Annotated in this window: 18 protein-coding genes; 15 read left to right on the plus strand and 3 right to left on the minus strand. The window is 63.8% G+C overall.

Features of this window, described 5'->3' with window-relative positions; genetic code table 11:
- Window positions 1-176: 176 nt before the first annotated feature.
- The 5 genes from ACWGTO_RS22680 to era all read left to right on the plus strand — a co-directional run bounded on the left by ACWGTO_RS22680 (window position 177) and on the right by era (window position 3,643).
- Window positions 177-761, plus strand: coding sequence for a DUF2062 domain-containing protein (locus ACWGTO_RS22680; protein ID WP_454577033.1), 585 nt, complete (start codon window positions 177-179; stop codon window positions 759-761).
- Window positions 758-1,171 carry a holo-ACP synthase gene (gene acpS / locus ACWGTO_RS22685; protein WP_454577034.1) on the plus strand — a complete coding sequence of 138 codons (414 nt, stop codon included), beginning with the start codon at window positions 758-760 and terminating at the stop codon, window positions 1,169-1,171. The genes ACWGTO_RS22680 and acpS overlap by 4 nt, the downstream gene beginning before the upstream one ends.
- A gap of 77 nt (window positions 1,172-1,248) precedes the next feature.
- Window positions 1,249-1,998, plus strand: a complete 750-nt coding sequence (gene lepB, locus ACWGTO_RS22690) for a signal peptidase I (protein ID WP_454577035.1) — start codon at window positions 1,249-1,251, stop codon at window positions 1,996-1,998.
- Window positions 1,998-2,714: a ribonuclease III gene (gene rnc / locus ACWGTO_RS22695; RefSeq protein WP_454577036.1), complete on the plus strand. Its 717-nt coding sequence runs from the start codon at window positions 1,998-2,000 to the stop codon at window positions 2,712-2,714. The genes lepB and rnc overlap by 1 nt, the downstream gene beginning before the upstream one ends.
- Window positions 2,711-3,643 (plus strand): GTPase Era, encoded by a 933-nt coding sequence (era, locus tag ACWGTO_RS22700; protein ID WP_454577037.1) that lies wholly within the window; start codon window positions 2,711-2,713, stop codon window positions 3,641-3,643. Before rnc ends, era begins: the two co-directional genes overlap by 4 nt.
- Window positions 3,644-3,649: 6 nt before the next feature.
- Here the strand turns inward: era and ACWGTO_RS22705 are convergent, their stop codons facing one another.
- The gene (locus ACWGTO_RS22705; RefSeq protein WP_454577038.1) at window positions 3,650-4,492 is read right to left on the minus strand and encodes a CPBP family intramembrane glutamic endopeptidase; all 843 of its coding nucleotides are present in this window, start codon (window positions 4,490-4,492) and stop codon (window positions 3,650-3,652) included.
- Between the two features lie 269 nt (window positions 4,493-4,761).
- Between ACWGTO_RS22705 and recO the strand changes: the two genes are divergently transcribed.
- Both recO and ACWGTO_RS22715 read left to right on the plus strand, forming a co-directional pair.
- On the plus strand, window positions 4,762-5,538 hold the full coding sequence (gene recO / locus ACWGTO_RS22710) for a DNA repair protein RecO (RefSeq protein ID WP_454577039.1): 777 nt from the start codon (window positions 4,762-4,764) through the stop codon (window positions 5,536-5,538).
- Between the two features lie 7 nt (window positions 5,539-5,545).
- Window positions 5,546-6,064 carry a PaaI family thioesterase gene (locus ACWGTO_RS22715; protein WP_454577040.1) on the plus strand — a complete coding sequence of 173 codons (519 nt, stop codon included), beginning with the start codon at window positions 5,546-5,548 and terminating at the stop codon, window positions 6,062-6,064.
- Between the two features lie 33 nt (window positions 6,065-6,097).
- Here ACWGTO_RS22715 and ACWGTO_RS22720 read toward each other — a convergent pair whose 3' ends face one another.
- Entirely contained in the window at window positions 6,098-6,562 is a 465-nt protein-coding gene (locus ACWGTO_RS22720; protein ID WP_454577041.1) for an NUDIX domain-containing protein, read from the minus strand.
- A gap of 245 nt (window positions 6,563-6,807) precedes the next feature.
- Here ACWGTO_RS22720 and ACWGTO_RS22725 point away from each other — a divergent pair, with 245 nt between their 5' ends.
- From ACWGTO_RS22725 to ACWGTO_RS22760, 8 genes are all read left to right on the plus strand, one after another.
- Complete coding sequence (locus ACWGTO_RS22725) at window positions 6,808-9,567, plus strand: DUF2339 domain-containing protein (RefSeq protein WP_454577042.1); 2,760 nt, start codon at window positions 6,808-6,810, stop codon at window positions 9,565-9,567.
- A 48-nt stretch (window positions 9,568-9,615) separates the two neighbouring features.
- Window positions 9,616-9,858: a type II toxin-antitoxin system VapB family antitoxin gene (locus ACWGTO_RS22730; protein WP_454577043.1), complete on the plus strand. Its 243-nt coding sequence runs from the start codon at window positions 9,616-9,618 to the stop codon at window positions 9,856-9,858.
- The gene (locus ACWGTO_RS22735; RefSeq protein ID WP_454577166.1) at window positions 9,855-10,274 is read left to right on the plus strand and encodes a type II toxin-antitoxin system VapC family toxin; all 420 of its coding nucleotides are present in this window, start codon (window positions 9,855-9,857) and stop codon (window positions 10,272-10,274) included. The genes ACWGTO_RS22730 and ACWGTO_RS22735 overlap by 4 nt, the downstream gene beginning before the upstream one ends.
- A 162-nt stretch (window positions 10,275-10,436) precedes the next feature.
- The gene (locus ACWGTO_RS22740) at window positions 10,437-10,955 is read left to right on the plus strand and encodes a sigma-70 family RNA polymerase sigma factor (protein ID WP_454577044.1); all 519 of its coding nucleotides are present in this window, start codon (window positions 10,437-10,439) and stop codon (window positions 10,953-10,955) included.
- Window positions 10,952-11,743 carry an anti-sigma factor family protein gene (locus tag ACWGTO_RS22745; protein ID WP_454577045.1) on the plus strand — a complete coding sequence of 264 codons (792 nt, stop codon included), beginning with the start codon at window positions 10,952-10,954 and terminating at the stop codon, window positions 11,741-11,743. Before ACWGTO_RS22740 ends, ACWGTO_RS22745 begins: the two co-directional genes overlap by 4 nt.
- A 206-nt stretch (window positions 11,744-11,949) precedes the next feature.
- Window positions 11,950-13,047, plus strand: a complete 1,098-nt coding sequence (locus ACWGTO_RS22750) for a peptidase C39 family protein (protein WP_454577046.1) — start codon at window positions 11,950-11,952, stop codon at window positions 13,045-13,047.
- A 5-nt stretch (window positions 13,048-13,052) separates the two neighbouring features.
- Entirely contained in the window at window positions 13,053-14,516 is a 1,464-nt protein-coding gene (locus ACWGTO_RS22755; protein WP_192256718.1) for a RimK family protein, read from the plus strand.
- A gap of 19 nt (window positions 14,517-14,535) precedes the next feature.
- Window positions 14,536-14,808 (plus strand): DUF3303 domain-containing protein, encoded by a 273-nt coding sequence (locus ACWGTO_RS22760; RefSeq protein ID WP_454577047.1) that lies wholly within the window; start codon window positions 14,536-14,538, stop codon window positions 14,806-14,808.
- 38 nt (window positions 14,809-14,846) lie between these two features.
- Here ACWGTO_RS22760 and ACWGTO_RS22765 read toward each other — a convergent pair whose 3' ends face one another.
- Window positions 14,847-15,752 (minus strand): LysR substrate-binding domain-containing protein, encoded by a 906-nt coding sequence (locus ACWGTO_RS22765; RefSeq protein WP_454577048.1) that lies wholly within the window; start codon window positions 15,750-15,752, stop codon window positions 14,847-14,849.
- Window positions 15,753-15,799: the final 47 nt, after the last annotated feature.

The raw sequence follows: 15,799 nt of genomic DNA on the forward strand, positions 1-15,799 counted from the left end.
TAACGCTCTTGTTGCGGGCCTGCGGCAGACCATCGCGGCGCCGTTTCGTTGTTCCGCGGCAAGGCAGTCGCTATATCAAAGTCGTTGTTGCCTTTCTGCGCCCTCGAAGCGCAAGATAGACCTATCGCGTCCGGCCTGGGATGGTTGGGGCGTTGCTGAACGGGAACTGAAACAGAGTGCTTTTTCGACGCCGCAAGCCTGATGGCCTGTTGGAGCGGGTGCGTACCTATCTCTGGCCGCGCCGCTCGTTTTCTCGCTCGTTGCAATATTTCTCCAAGCGCATCCTCAGGCTGAAGGCCACCCCGCACGCAGTGGCGGCCGGCGTCGCGGCCGGCGTGTTCGCCTCCTTCTTCCCGCTCGGCTTCCATTTCGTCATTGCCGCCGTGCTCTGCTGGGTAATCGCCGGCAATCTGGTGGCGGCGGCACTGGGTGCGGTGTTCTTCGGCAATCCGCTGACGTTCCCGCTGCTCTGGGGCGCGTCCTGGGAGACAGGCAAGCTGATCCTGCATGAGCGCCTGCCCAAGAACGGCCCCCCCGCGCATCTCGGCGAAATGATGCATACCCTGTCGTTTGCCAAGCTGTGGCACCCGATTCTGGAGCCGATGCTGATCGGCGCGGTGCCGCTCGGGCTGGTCTTCGGCCTCATCTTCTACGGCATCACCCGCTGGGGCATGACCGCCTTTCGCGAGCAGCGCCGGAAGCGCATGGCCGAACGGGCACACAAATCCGGCCACCGCGGACGGGAAGTTCCGGCGGAATGATCATCGGCATCGGCAGCGACCTGATCGACATCAGACGCATCGAAAAGTCGCTGGAACGGCATGGCCAGCGCTTCATCCAGCGCATCTACACCGCGATCGAACAAGCCCGCTCGGAGGGCCGTGCCGGGCGTGTCGCGTCCTATGCCAAGCGCTTCGCCGCCAAGGAGGCCTGCGCCAAGGCGCTCGGCACCGGCCTGGCGCAAGGCGTGTTCTGGCGCGACATGGGCGTCGCCAACCTGCCCAGCGGCGCGCCGACCATGGCGCTGACCGGGGGAGCGGCGGCACGGCTGGCCAAAATCCTGCCGCAAGGGCACAAAGCGGCGATCCACCTCACAATCACCGATGATTTCCCGCTTGCTCAAGCCTTTGTGATCATCGAGGCGTTGCCCGCCGAACAAGCGCCACATTGATTGCATCTGAGGACCGGCATGACGTTGCCCAGCGCGCGCCGAGACTCTATACCATCCAACGCATAATCGAGGACGACATGAGCGTGGCTGAAAAATCCGAGAAGAAATCCGGCGGGCTTGGCGAAATCGTCAGCGTCATCATCCAGGCTTTGCTGCTGGCCATGGTCATCCGCACGCTGCTGTTCCAGCCCTTCTCGATCCCGTCGGGATCGATGCGGCCGACCTTGCTCGAAGGCGACTATCTCTTCGTCACCAAATGGTCCTATGGCTTCTCGCGCTATTCGTTGCCGTTCGGCCCCGACATCTTTTCCGGCCGCATCTGGGGTTCCGACCCGAAGCGCGGCGACGTGGTGGTGTTCAAGTTCCCGCCGGATCCGTCGCTTGACTACATCAAGCGCGTCGTCGGCCTGCCCGGCGACAAGATCCAGATGAAGAACGGCCAGCTGTTCATCAACGGCGAGGGTGTTCCGCGTGTGAAGACCGGCCAGATCCAAAATCCGGATATCACCGAAGTGCCTGAGCCGGTCGACGTCTATCGCGAGACGCTGCCCAACGGCGTCAGCTACGACACGCTCGACCTGACACCGAATTCGATCACCGACAACACCAAAGAGTTTGTCGTGCCCGCCGGCAACTATTTCATGATGGGCGACAACCGGGACAACTCTTCCGACAGCCGCCTCAGCGTCGGCTACGTGCCGGCCGAGAACCTGGTCGGCCGCGCCAACATCGTTTTCTTCTCGATCGCCGGCCAAGCGAGCCCGCTCGAGATCTGGAAATGGCCGTCGCTGGTGCGCCTGTCGCGCATGTTCCATTTCGTAAATTGATGGCCTTGAAGCGCCCGACTGGTGAAACTCTGGCCGATTTGGTGAAAGCCAGAACCGGCCATTCCTTCCGGGATGTCCGTTTGCTCGAGACCGCGCTGACCCATTCCAGTGCGGTCAGGGCCAACAGCAACAATCAGCGCCTCGAATTCCTCGGCGACCGCGTGCTCGGCCTGATCGTTGCCGACATGCTTTTCGAAAAATTTCCCGAAGCGCCGGAAGGTGAAATCGCGCCGCGCTTCAATGCCCTGGTCGATGCGCGGACATGTTCCGAGATCGGCATTGAAATGCAGCTGGAAGATCTGGTCCGGGCGGACGCAGCCTTGAAGGCGCGCTCGCGCGGCTCGGGCGGAAACTATCTGGCCGACGCGGTCGAAGCGCTGATCGCGGCGGTCTATATCGATGGCGGCCTCGATGCCGCCAGGCAATTCGTCCTGCGGTACTGGGTGCCGCGCTCGCTAAAGGTGGTGGCAAAGCCGCCCAATCCGAAATCCGACCTGCAGGAATGGATTGCCAAGACGAGCGATGTCCGGCCCGAATACGCGATCGAAAAACGTGAAGGGCCCGAGCATCAACCGGTTTTCACGGTTTCCGTGAGGATCAGTGGCTTTGCCCCGGCAAGCGGCATGGGCGGCTCTCGCCGCGCAGCCGAGGAAGCGGCGGCATCGGCATTTCTTGTGCGTGAAGGCATCTGGGCCAATCAAGGGAGTGCGGCATGACCGCCAGTGAAGACTTGCCCTCGGCAGCGGAGGCTCCCGTCACCCATTCCGGCTTCGTCGCCCTGATCGGCGCGCCCAATGCCGGCAAGTCGACTTTGGTCAACCAGCTGGTCGGCGCCAAAGTGTCGATCGTCACCCACAAGGTGCAGACCACCCGCGCCATCGTGCGCGGCATCGCCACGCACGACAATGCCCAGATCGTCTTCGTCGACACGCCGGGCATCTTCAAGCCGAAGCGCCGGCTCGACACCGCGATGGTAACCACGGCCTGGGGCGGCGCCAAGGACGCCGATATCGTGCTGCTGTTGATCGATGCGGAGCGCGGCATCAGGGGCGACGCCGACGCCATCCTCGAGCGGCTGAAGGATGTCCGCCAGCCGATGGTGCTGATCCTCAACAAGGTCGACCGGGTCAAGCACGAAGCGCTGTTGGCCTTGTCCGCGGCAGCGAATGAAAAAGTGCCGTTCAAGCGCACCTTCATGGTCTCGGCGCTTACCGGCTCGGGCTGCAAGGACCTGCTCGACTACCTCGCGCAAGCGCTGCCGGCTGGCCCCTGGTACTATCCGGAAGACCAGATTTCCGACCTGCCGATGCGCCAGCTGGCGGCCGAGATTACGCGCGAAAAACTGTATCTCAGGCTGCATCAGGAACTGCCTTACTCCTCCCATATCGAGACCGAGAAATGGGAAGAGAAGCCGGACGGCTCGGTGCGCATCGACCAGACCATTTATGTCGAGCGCGACAGCCAGAAGAAGATCGTGCTCGGTCACAAGGGCGAGACGATCCGCGCCATCGGCCAGTCCGCGCGCATGGAGATATCAGGCATTTTGGAGCAGAAGGTGCACCTGTTCCTGTTCGTCAAGGTTCGCGAGAACTGGGGCGATGACCCCGAACGCTACCGCGAGATGGGGCTGGAGTTTCCCCATTGAGATTCGTCATCTAGAACTGCCCGGCAGTTTGAGACGATGGACCCAAAACTGACGATCGATACCGATCTCGTGCGCCGATGGCCGGCGGACAAAGCTTTCCGAGCCATAGTAGGCAACGATTGCCCCCGCGATGATCGCCCAGATCGCGACACCGATCCACTGCTGCTGCACATAGTCGCCGTCGGTGAACACCTTGCCCAGGAAGCGCACGCTGTTCTGATGCGTGACGTGCATGATGAAGGCGAGCAGAACGCTGCCGGTGTTCTGGTAGAGCCAGGTGAACACCACGCCGGCCAGCACCACATTGATCGTTCCATAGACGCTGAGGTCGCCTACCAGGCCGAGCGGGAAATGCCAGATCGCCCAGATCACGCCGAGAATAAGGCTGCTGGTGAGCGCCGAATGGCTGGCAAGCAGCCGCGGCGTGGCGAAGCCGCGCCAACCTGGCTCTTCACCGAGCGGGCCGCTGAAGACGGCGTAAAGCGCGACAATCGGCAGGATTTCGCTCATCGCCGGAATGTTGCCCCAGGCAGGCGCCGGAGAACCAAGCAGCGGATTGATCAGGATCGAGGCCAGCTGTGCCGCGAACGGCAGGCCGAACGCCACGAGATACCACAGTGGATGCACCCGCCACTTCACCATTGAGGCAAGGATGGCCTTGACCGAGGTCCAGCCCCCGGAAAGTGCTGCGACGGTGAAGGCGGCAACCACCGGCCCGAAGGTGAACCACGGAATGCTGTCGCCCTTCGACAGCCAGAACGGGATGAACAACAGCCAGGTCAGGCCGAGTGCCATTGAAAAGAAGGATATCAGCTGGTGCCTTCGCACCAGGCTCAGGAAGGAAATCATGTCGGGTCCTCTCGGCGGGCAGGGGGCATGAGAGGTCGCCGGGCTGCCCGATCGGTCGACATGCTGGACACGACCCATCCGAACCATTCCGGTAGGTTGTGAGTCGACCGCGCCGGCCAACCCGTTCTTATTGGGGGTTGCGTGGCGGAAAATCCCGACGGCTTTCCGATGGTTTTCCGATATTTCGACGCAAGCCAATGTCAGGAGCTCATGCAGGGTCCCCGGCACGATCCTTGATTTCGCCACGCAACCGGTGACAAGCTCCCGCCATGGAATGGCGCGACGAGGGAATCGTTCTCGGCACTCGCAAGCATGGCGAAACCAGCGCCATCCTCGAGGTGATGACGCGCGCGCATGGCCGCCATCTCGGCCTGGTGCGCGGCGGCCGCTCGCGCAAGCAGCAGCCGGTGCTTCAGCCGGGCAACCGCGTCGACCTGCTGTGGCGGGCCCGCCTCGACGAGCATCTCGGCACCTTCCAGGCGGAGGCGATCGAGATGAACGCCGCCCGGCTGATGGACAGCGCGGTAGCCGTCTACGGGCTGCAGACCATGGCCGCGCATCTGAGGCTCCTGCCGGAGCGCGACGCCCATGGCGGCCTCTACGAGACGCTGGCCGTGATGATCGCCCATCTCGACGATGCCGATGCCGCCGGCGAACTGGTGGCGCGCTTTGAACTGCTCATCCTAGATGAACTCGGCTTCGGGCTCGATCTCAGCCAGTGCGCGGCGACCGGCGCCCGGCAGGATCTGGCCTATGTCTCGCCGAAATCCGGCCGCGCGGTATCGCGCCAGGCCGGCGCGCCATGGCGCGACAAGATGCTGGCGCTGCCGGCCTTCCTGCAGCGCGGCTCCGGCCTGCGTGCCGACCAGGCGGCACTTGAGGATGCTTTCCGGCTGACCGGTTTCTTCTTTACCCGCCATGTCTACGAGCCGCGCGGCATCGAACAGCCAGACGCGCGTACCGGCTTCCTCGCCGCATTGCGCAAGCATCATTCGGGCGGCAAAGCCGCCGCAAGAGCAGGCGCCCTCCCAGAAATCACGCCGTGAGAATCCCATGAGCGAAGTCGAACTTTATCCAGGCCGGGTCTCGCCGCTTGGCCTTGGCACCATTCCACTTGCCGACCTCCTCGAATACAGCGGCCTCGACTTGCTGCAGCGGATCATCGACGGCAAATATCCGGCGCCGCCGATCTCCTTCCGGCTGAATTTTACGCTGACCGAGGTGTCTGAGGGCCGGGCGGTGTTTCGCGGCATGCCGAGCGAGCGCCACCTCAACCCGTTGGGCGGCGTGCATGGCGGCTGGGCGGCAACGTTGCTGGACTCCGCACTGGCCTGCGCGGTTCAGACGCTGCTCGACAAGGGCGAGGCCTATACGACGGCCGAGTTCAAAGTGAATTTTACGCGGCCGATCACGCCAAGGACCGGCGAGGTGGTCTGCGAGGGCAAGATCGTCCACAAGGGCCGCACGCTGGCGGTATCGGAAGCGACGCTGAAGGACGCGCAGGGCAAATTGCTCGCCTTCGGCACCGAGACATGCTCGATCTTTCCAGCCGCCAATCTCGCGGCGCGCTGAGGCTCGCCATCCGACAGGAGGGCAACGTAGCGCTCAGCCCGTTTTGCGACGCTCCATGAAATCATCGAGGATGGCGCGCTGACCGCTGAGAATCTTGAGGCTGGCTTCAGCCAATGAAAACCAGCCGGCCCTGTCGACTTCCGGAAATTCCTTCATCGCGCCCGACCTTGGTGGCCACTCCATGGTGAACATGCTGCTTTTGACGGCATCGGCGTCGAGGTCGGCTTCGACACTCCAGGCGATGACGATCTTGCCGCCGGCTTGCCGGAAGCTGCCGACAGGCTCGAAATCGCCTTCGATGGCGACACCGAGTTCCTCCTCGGCCTCGCGCCGGGCGGCCGCCAGCTCATCCTCGTTCTCTTCGACAAGACCCTTGGGGATCGACCACGCGCCTTCATCCTTCCTTGCCCAGAACGGGCCGCCGGGATGGACCAGCAGAAATTCGAGAATGCCGGCCTTTGTCCGGTGGATCAGCAATCCCGCGCTTCTTTTCGGCATTGGATTTCCTCGCAGCTCATCTGAGGATAGCATGTCTCCCTGGCAAGTAGCGGTGGCGCCATTCCTGACCATCCGGGATGATGGGTGAGGATAACGACTGTAGACCGCTGGAATTTGCCGACGAAACATGCTCGATGATTTCTCTCCGGTCACCATTGCGGTGGCGTGACTTGAATAGCCGTCTGGGGTGGCCGTGTGGCCGCCGCAATTGTCAGTGAAAACTGGCCTGGTTTGGGGGAACCGCCATGTTTGAAAGCCTGATTGGCGCTGTCGTCGTTATCGTGCTTTTCGTCATCGTGCTGCGGCAGCAGGGCCGCATCGGCCTGATCGAGCGCGAACTCGGCGCGCTGCGCAGCCTGGTTCTGTCCGGCGTGAATGTTGCCGCGCCCGCTGCCAAGGCGGTTGAGGCGGTCGCAAGTGACAGCGTGCCCGCAGATGCCGCCCAGGCCACCGCAGCGATTGCCGACATAGCTTCGCCGACAGCAGCCGAAGCGGCGCAGGCACCGGCCGCGGAGGCCGTAGCGGTCACCAGCGAGGTCGCGTCAGAACTGTCAGCAGCGGCCAAGGCGGCGTTCACCGGATCCGCGACCACAGCGCCGGCCGCAGCAAAAGCCGCCCGCCAGTCCGAGGTCGAAACCGCGCTCGGCACACGCTGGGCGGTCTGGGTCGGCGGCATCGCGCTGGCCTTGGGCGGCCTGTTCCTCATCCGCTACACCATCGAGGCCGGCATTTTCGGTCCGGAAGTGCGGCTGGCCCTGGCAGCCTTGCTCGGGCTGGTGCTGATCGGCGGCGGCGAGTTCATCCGCCGCACGGGCTTCAAGGTTCCGGTGGAAGGAGTGGCTGGCGCCTATATCCCGGCGATCCTGACGGCCGCCGGCGCATTCATCCTGTTCGGCACGGTCTATGCCGCCCACGCCGTTTACGGTTTCGTCGGCCCAGCCTTCGCCTTCACCGTGCTCGGCGCCATCGGCGTGGCGACCATTGTCGCCGCTCTCATCCACGGCCAGGCGCTGGCCGGCATCGGCCTTGTCGGCTCCATGGCGACGCCGGCGCTTGTGTCCTCGCAGGCGCCAAATCCATGGGCGCTGTTCGTCTATCTCGCCATCGTGCTTGCCGCCACCGCGGTGATCGCCCGCATGCGCGACTGGACATTCCTGATCGCGGCGGCCTTCTTCGGCACCGGCGCCTGGACCATCGCCTATATGATGGCTGCACCCGGCACCGACCTTGCCGTCATCCTGTTCATCGACGCGGTGACGCTGGCGGTTCTTGCCTTTGTCTGGCTGGGTCGCCGCGGCGGCGAAGCGGAAACGGCAAAGAACGGCTTCGACTGGCCCTCGATCGTGCCAGGTGTCTTCGTTGCTTTTTCGGCCCTGGGCCTCTCCGTCGACATGACGCTGGTCGCCGCCGGCGGTGCCCTGCCTGGCGCGTTCGTCCTCGTCGCCCTTGTCGCCACCGCGCTCTACCGGCCGCGCGCGCTGCCGCTGCTGCACGCCGCCGGTGTGGTGAGCGTGATGATCTTTCTCGGCATCATTCCGCCCGCCACCATCGGCTCAGGCATATCCCAGGGAAACATAGGCTTTGACGGAATGCCGGTGGCGGCCGGAAACCCCTGGACGCTTAACATCGGCATCGGCCTTGGCCTGGTCTTCATCGGCGCCGGTTTCTGGGCCGCACGCCGCTTCGCCGCTACCGCGCAGGTTCGCGCGGCATGTTGGGCGGCATGGGGCGTCGCCGCGCCCTTGGTCGTCCTTTTGACGCTGTGGCTCGCCTACGGCAATCTCGACCGCGACCTGGCCTATGCCGCGGTCGCGACCCTTCTGGTCGTCGTCTTCGCCGCCGGCGGCGAGTGGATCGCGCGCGCCGAACAGCCGCCGCTCAAGGGCGACATCGCCGTCTCCTTCGCGCTCTGCGGTTCGGCCCTGGCCGGCCTCCTGATGCTGCATATGGCCTTCGGTTCCGGCTGGACGACCATTCTCGCCGGCGTTGCGGCAATCGTGCCGGCGCTGGCGACGCGCTGGCGCTCCTATCCGGTCCTCGGCTGGATTTCGGTCGGCGCGGTTGTCGCCGTGCTTGGCCGCGTTGCCTTCGATCCGACCATCGTCGGCGCCGAATTGCTGACGACGACGCCGGTGTTCAACTGGCTGCTGCCCGGTTACGGTGTGCCGGCGCTCGCCTTCGGCTTCGCCGCCTGGCAACTCGCCCGCACCACCAATGGCCGGCCGCGCCTTGCCATGGAGGCGGGTGCAGCCCTTTTCGCGCTCCTCACCATCGCCATGCTGGTGCGCCACGCCATGCATGGCGGCGTCATCGACACCGGCACCGTCACGCTCGCCGAACAGGCGATCTACACCCTGATCGCCCTCGGCGCCGGCGCCATATTGGTCGCCACCGACATGCGCTCGCCAAGCTCGGTGCTGCGCTACGGCTCGATGGCCGCCGGCGTGGTCTCGGTCGCCTTCATCGTCTTCCAGCATTTCCTGGTGCTGAACCCGTTGTTCACCGACGAGTCGACCGGCCAGATTCCGGTGTTCAACCTCTTGTTCCTGGCCTACCTCCTGCCGGCCATCGCCGCCGGCGGGCTGGCACTCTATGCCAGGGACAAGCGGCCGCCATGGTATGCGCAGATGCTGGCCGTTGTGGCGGCATTGCTTGTCTTCGCCTATGCCACACTGTCGGTCAGGCGAGCGTTCAAGGGCGAGTTCATCGGCCTATGGAGCGGTCTCGGCCAGCTCGAGACCTACACCTATTCGGCGCTCTGGCTGGTCATCGGTGTCGTTCTGCTCACCGCCGGCGTCTGGCTGAAATCGCAGGTGCTGCGCATTGCCTCGGCGGCGCTGATCGCGATTGCCGTGGTGAAAGTCTTCCTGTTCGACATGTCGGAGCTGGAAGGCGTGCTCAGGGCACTGTCCTTCATCGGCCTCGGCGCCGTGCTGATCGGCATCGGCCTGTTCTATCAACGGCTGCTGACAAGGGCGGCGAGGGAGAACAGCGCTGCTTCTTGAAGGAATATGCAGGATGGAATATATGAATATCCAATAAAGGATATTCATATGCCGCTCTATATACGTGACGACGAAGTGGATGCGCTGGCCACCCGATTGCAGCGCGAGACGAACGCACCGAGCAAAACCGAGGCGGTGCGGATCGCGCTCGTGCACGAACTCGAACGCAATCGCACCAAGGTGCCGCTGCGCGACCGGATTGCCAGGCTACAGGTCGAGGCCAGGAAGATTGGTCTGCCCAATCCCGATTTCGATATGAAGAAGTTCACCGACGAGATGTGGGAAGACTGATGTTTGTCGACGCGTCGGTGGTGGTCGCCATTCTCAACCAGGAGCCGGGTTGGGAGGAATTGATCAAGCGGGTTTCCGGGTTTTCCGGCTTGCTCTGCGTTTCTCCCTTGGTGCGCTTCGAAGCGACACAAGCACTGGCGCGTGCTGGTGCGGGGTCGCGCAAACCCACCGCCGAGGCACTTCTCCATGCTCGCGATCTGGTTGATCGGTTCATTCTGGAGATTGACGGAGACAATGTGACGATCGACGACGACATCGGCTCTCGGGCCATCGACGCCAGCGCCCGTTACGGCAAAGCCGTCGGGCACCAGGCGGATCTGAACCTTGGCGACTGTTTCGCCTACGCCTGCGCGAAAAGTCGCGATCTTCCGCTCCTCTACAAGGGCAATGATTTCGCACTGACCGATTTGGGATAATTCGGCTTTCTTGTTGATTGCCGGGAATAATTCGGCTCACCCTCTCGTTATCTCAGTGCTTGGGTGACCGGGGCGGCAGACCGCTTCGCGCTGGCCGCTTGCGCCACGCCGGGAAGGCGCGTTCAATCGGGTTAAACAAGGGCGACCTCAGAACCAGCGGTCATGGACGAAAAGAAGGCAGCAATCCTTGGTGAAATACCGCGCCTGCGCCGCTACGCACGCTCGCTTCTGCGCGACCGCGATTCCGCCGACGATCTCGTCCAGGATTGCCTCGAACGGGCGCTGTTGCGGCTCGAGAGCTGGCAGACGGGAGAAAGCCCCCGGAGGTGGCTGTTTACGATCATGCACCATTTGTTCATCGATCAGATGCGCAAGGTGAACCGGCGCGGTGAGGCGGCGATCCTGCCGCTCGACGCAAACGAGGCGCAGGCAGTCCCCGCCGAGCAGGCGGAGAATGCTGCATCGCGCGAGATCATCGAGGCTATGCAGGCGATCAGCCCGGACCGCCGCGCCGCCCTTGTCATGGTCGCCATCGAAGGATTTTCCTATGCCGAGGCCGCCAACATTCTCGGCGTGCCCGCCGGCACGCTGATGTCGCGCATAGCGCGCGGGCGCGAGGAACTGCGCAGTCTGCTCGACGACACCGCACGCCGCCGCTCGATAAGGATCGTCGAGAAATGACCCGCCGCGATTTTACCGAACGCGACATCCACATGGCCCTCGACGGCGAGCTGCCGGGCGACGAGCGCGCCGCCTATGACGCGTGGATCGACGCCAATCCCGAAATGAAGGCGAAAAGCGCCCGCTACACCGCCGACCGCGCCGCGCTGCGCGCCGCATTTGCCGGCGTGCTCGACGAGCCGGTGCCGGTGCTGTTCAAGCAGATCGTGCGCGGCGAAGGCCCGGCCAGGGTAGCGGCGCGGCACTCGCGCTGGTGGCTTGCGGCCGCGGCGGCCGCGGTGCTCGTCGTCGGCGGTCTTGGCGGCTATTTTGCCGGCATCGACGGCATTGGGAGGGATGACGGGGCAGACGACCAATTGGCCGAGGAGGCCATCGCCGCCCATGTCATCTATGCCGCCGAACAGCGCCATGCGGTCGAAGTGCCCGCCAGCGACAAGGATCATCTGCAGACCTGGCTGTCCAACCGCGTCGGCCTGAAGCTGGTGGCGCCCGATCTGGTGGCGGAAGGCTTCCAGCTGGTTGGCGGCCGGCTGCTGCCCGCCGGCCAGGGCAAGGCGGCCATGCTGCTCTACGAGGACGCCAAGGGCCAGCGCATCTCCCTGTTCGTTACCGCCGACTCGGCTGCCAAGTCCAAGGGCACCTACATGGCGGACGCCGACGGTCCCGAGGCGGTCTACTGGCTCGACAAGGGCTATGCCTGCGCCGTCGTCGGCTCGCTGCCGCGTGAGCAACTGGCTGCGGTCGCCAAGCGCGCCTACGGTCAGCTTCTGGCGGGTCTCGCCAGTTGAGCGCATTCCGTTTTCGGATCATTCAGCAGGGCGCCGCCGCACTTCGCGGTGCCGCCCCCACCGCCCGCCACTCGCGGCGGAACCTGTCACAATTCGGCCCTATTCAAGGTGCGATAGCGCTTGGCTGATATCGGCGTTTCGGCTGATGTTTGCGACGTTTTTGTCCGGGGCTTTCCATCCACTCAATCGAGGTTTTCTGAACCCGCATGCCTGCCGAGATTCGCAAGGCCCGCGCGTCCGACGTCGATGACCTCGCCGCCATCGAGAAGGCGGTTTTTTCCAGTGACCGCATTTCCCGGCGCTCCTTTCGGCTGTTGATCGAACGCGAGACCGCCGAGATGCTGGTCGCCGAGGACGATGGCCGCGTCGCCGGTTACGCCGTGGTGTTGTTTCGCAAGGGCAGCGGCGTGGCCCGGCTCTATTCGCTTGCCACCAGTCCGTTTTTCGGCGGCCGCGGCATTGGCCGCATGCTGCTTGCATCAGCCGAAGAGGCAGCCTTCGAGCACGACCGCATGATGCTGCGCCTCGAAGTGCGCGAGGACAATCTGCGCGCCATCCGCATCTATGAGCAGAGCGGCTACCGCAAGATCGGTCGCGAACCCCACTATTACGAGGATGGCGAGACGGCTCTGCGTTACGAAAAGACCTTGCGCGGCGACATTCCGGTCGCCACCGAAGTGCCGTTCTACCAGCAGACGTGCGAATTCACCTGCGGCCCATGCTGCCTGATGATGGCGATGGCCAATTTCGATCGCGACTATGTGCCCGACCCGGTCATGGAAATCCGCCTGTGGCGCGAGGCGACGACTGTTTTCATGATGTCCGGCCCGGGCGGTTGTGAGCCGTTCGGCCTTGCGGTGGCCGGCCACGAAAACGGGCTGGCGGCCGAAATCTTCGTGTCCTTCTACGGCGCGCTGTTTCTGCAATCGGTGCGCAGCGAGGACAAACGTCGGGTGATGGAGCTTGCCCAGGTCGACTTTCGCCGCCGCGCGGAACAATACGGCATCCCGGTGAATTACCGTCCATTCGCCATCGACGACATCCGTGGCGCTCTGGCCGAGGGAAAACTTGTGCTGGTGCTGATCAGCGGCTTCCTGATGTTCGGCAAGAAGGTGCCGCATTGGGTGTTGGCCATCGGCGACGACGGCGACCACATCCTGATCCACGATCCCTGGGTCGAGGACGAAAGACAGGAGACCATCCTCGATGCCGCCAACATTCCCGTGCCCCACGGCATCTTCATGAACATGGCGCAATTCGGCCGCGACGGACTGCGTGCTGCCATCACTCTTGGGAAACGCTGATAACAATGACCTGGGTCATCCTCACCGGCCGTCAGAACGATCTCGACCAGGCGGCGACGCCGCACAAGATCATCACCAACCGTGACTATCTTGCACATCCGGCGCTGTTTCGCGGCCAGCAGCCGAAGGTGATCAACTTGTCGAACAACTACGCCTACCAGAGCCGCGGCTACTATGCCTCTCTGCTCGCCGGTTCGCGCGGCCACAAGGTCATCCCGACGGTCGAGACGATGATCGACCTGTCGGAGCGCAAGCTCTACGAGCACGCGCTGCCGGAACTGGAACTGGCGCTCAACAAATGCCGCAAGGATCTCGGCGGCGTCTTTCCGCAAAAAGTCTGCATCTTCTTCGGCATCGGGCCGTCGAAGATCTGGGACCGTTTCGCCAAGCTATTGTTCGACTGGTTCCGCGCCCCCGCGCTTGAGGTGCACATCAAGGACAGCGCCGAATGGGCCTCGATCCGCAAGATCGGCTTCCTGCCGCTGGCCAGGATGACCGAGGAAGAAGAAGCCTTATTCGTGCAGGCGCTGGAGACCTACACCAACCGCGAGTGGCGTGACACCAAGGGCCGCACGCCGGCGCGCTACACCTTCGCCACGCTGGTCGATCCGCATGAGGAACTGCCGCCGTCGGAGATTTCCTCGCTGCGCTACTGGGCCAAGATCGCCGAAAAGATGGGCGTCGAAATCGAGCCGATCACCAGGAAGGACCTGGCCAAGCTCGCCAACTACGACGCGCTGTTCATCCGCGAGACCACCTCGATCTCCAACCACACCTACCGCTTTGCGCGCCGCGCCCAGCAGGAAGGCATGCCGGTGATCGACGATCCGCTGTCGATGATCCGCTGCACCAACAAGGTCTATCTCAACGAGCTGATGGCCTACAACAAGGTGCCGGTGCCGCCGACGGTGATGATTGCCGGCACCACCGACCTCGAACTGGCGGCGCAGACGCTGGGCTTTCCGCTGGTGCTGAAGATCCCGGATTCATCGTTCTCGCGCGGCGTCAAGAAATGCGGCAACTTCGAGGAACTGAAGACACTCGCCACGGAGTGGCTTGAGGATTCCGATCTTCTGATTGCGCAGAAATTCATTCCGACCGAATATGACTGGCGTGTCGGCGTGCTCGGCGGCCAGCCTCTGTTTGCCGTGCACTATCTGATGGCCAAAAAACATTGGCAGATCGTCAACCACAAGGCCAGCGGCAAGCCCGACCAGGGCGGCATCAAGACCTTTACGCTGAAAGAGACGCCGCCGCATGTCGTCGAGACCGCGGTGAAGGCGGCGCGCTGCATCGGTGACGGGCTTTACGGCGTCGACCTCAAGGAAACCAAGGACGGTGTCTTCGTCATCGAGGTCAACGACAATCCCAATCTCGACCATGGCTGGGAGGATTCCGGCGAAAAGGACGAGGTCTGGGTGCGGCTGACGCAATGGTTCCTGGAGCGGCTCGATCGTCCCGGGCGGTAATTCAAGGCGAGGGGGACGTATGCAGTTCATCGTCATCGAGGATTTTACCGGCTGCGATCGCAAGGAAATCTACCGCCGCTTCGGCGAGCGCGGCCGCCTGAAGCCGGACGAGCTTGTCGTCCACCACTCCTGGATCGCGGCGGATATGAGCCGCTGCTTCCTTCTGGTCGAGGCCGATGACGTCACGCTGCTGCAGCGCTGGGTCATCGAATGGTCTGACCTGGTGGAGTTCGAGATCATTCCCGTGGCGACGAACAAGGACATGGTAGCGGCATTGGCGGGCCATCTTTGAGTGGTGGCATTAGCCGCCCATCTCTGAGCCGCAAGCCATCATCGAAGCGCCGGCGAGCCCACCGACCGCCGGCATTCCTCGATCAGCCAGGAACGGAACGCCGCCACCGCGTCGCGCCTTGCGCTGCGCTCGGGGATTGTCAGGCAATAGGGCTGGCGCAGCGCGATCGACAGGGCGCTCGACCGGACCAGCCGGCCGTCTTCCAGCGCCTTGGCGCAATAGATGCCTTGCGCCAGCGCCACGCCCAGCCCCGAAATCGCAAGGTCGAGCGCTGCCCGCGACGAGTTCGCCGACAGGCCGCGCTGGACTGCCCTGCCGGGATCGATGCCGGCCGCCTCGAACCAGTTGCGCCATGACGGAAACGACGCTCCGGTCGGCCCCCAGTCGGTGTGGATCAGCGGGAAGCCGGCAAGGTTCTCTGGCCTGATCTTGGCGGCAAGCCCTGGCGCGCACACGGGATACACGGCGTCCCTGACGATGTCCTCGGTAGGATGTTCACGATAGTGCGGTCCGAAGGACAGTCTGAGGTCGACCAGTTCACGGTCGAACGGCACCGGGTCGTCATCGCCGCGCAGAGAGATGTCGACGGCGCCGTGGCTGGCGACAAAGCCGGCGAGACGCTCCGAGAGCCAGCCCATCGCCATTGACGGCGGCACCGATATGACAAGCCGCGGGCGGAAGGCATCGCCGCCGCGCGCGACGCTGCCGATCTCCTGGAAGGCCAGGGTCAGCCTCGGCAGCATCTCGACGCCGGCCTCGGTGAGCACGACGCGGCGGTTGACGCGGTGGAACAGCTTGCGGCCCATCTGCTCCTCGACGGTGCGGATGAGCTGACTGACGGCGGCTGCCGAGATCGACAGTTCTTCCGCCGCCGCGGCAAAGCTGCCCGAGCGCGCCGCCGCCTCGAAGGCTTGAAGTCCTCTCAGGGATGGAAGTGCGGCCATTGGCGATCAAAAAGATAAGTTGTGCTTATCTATTTTGCAGAAATCCT

The sequence above is a fragment of the Mesorhizobium sp. PL10 genome, assembly GCF_053714315.1.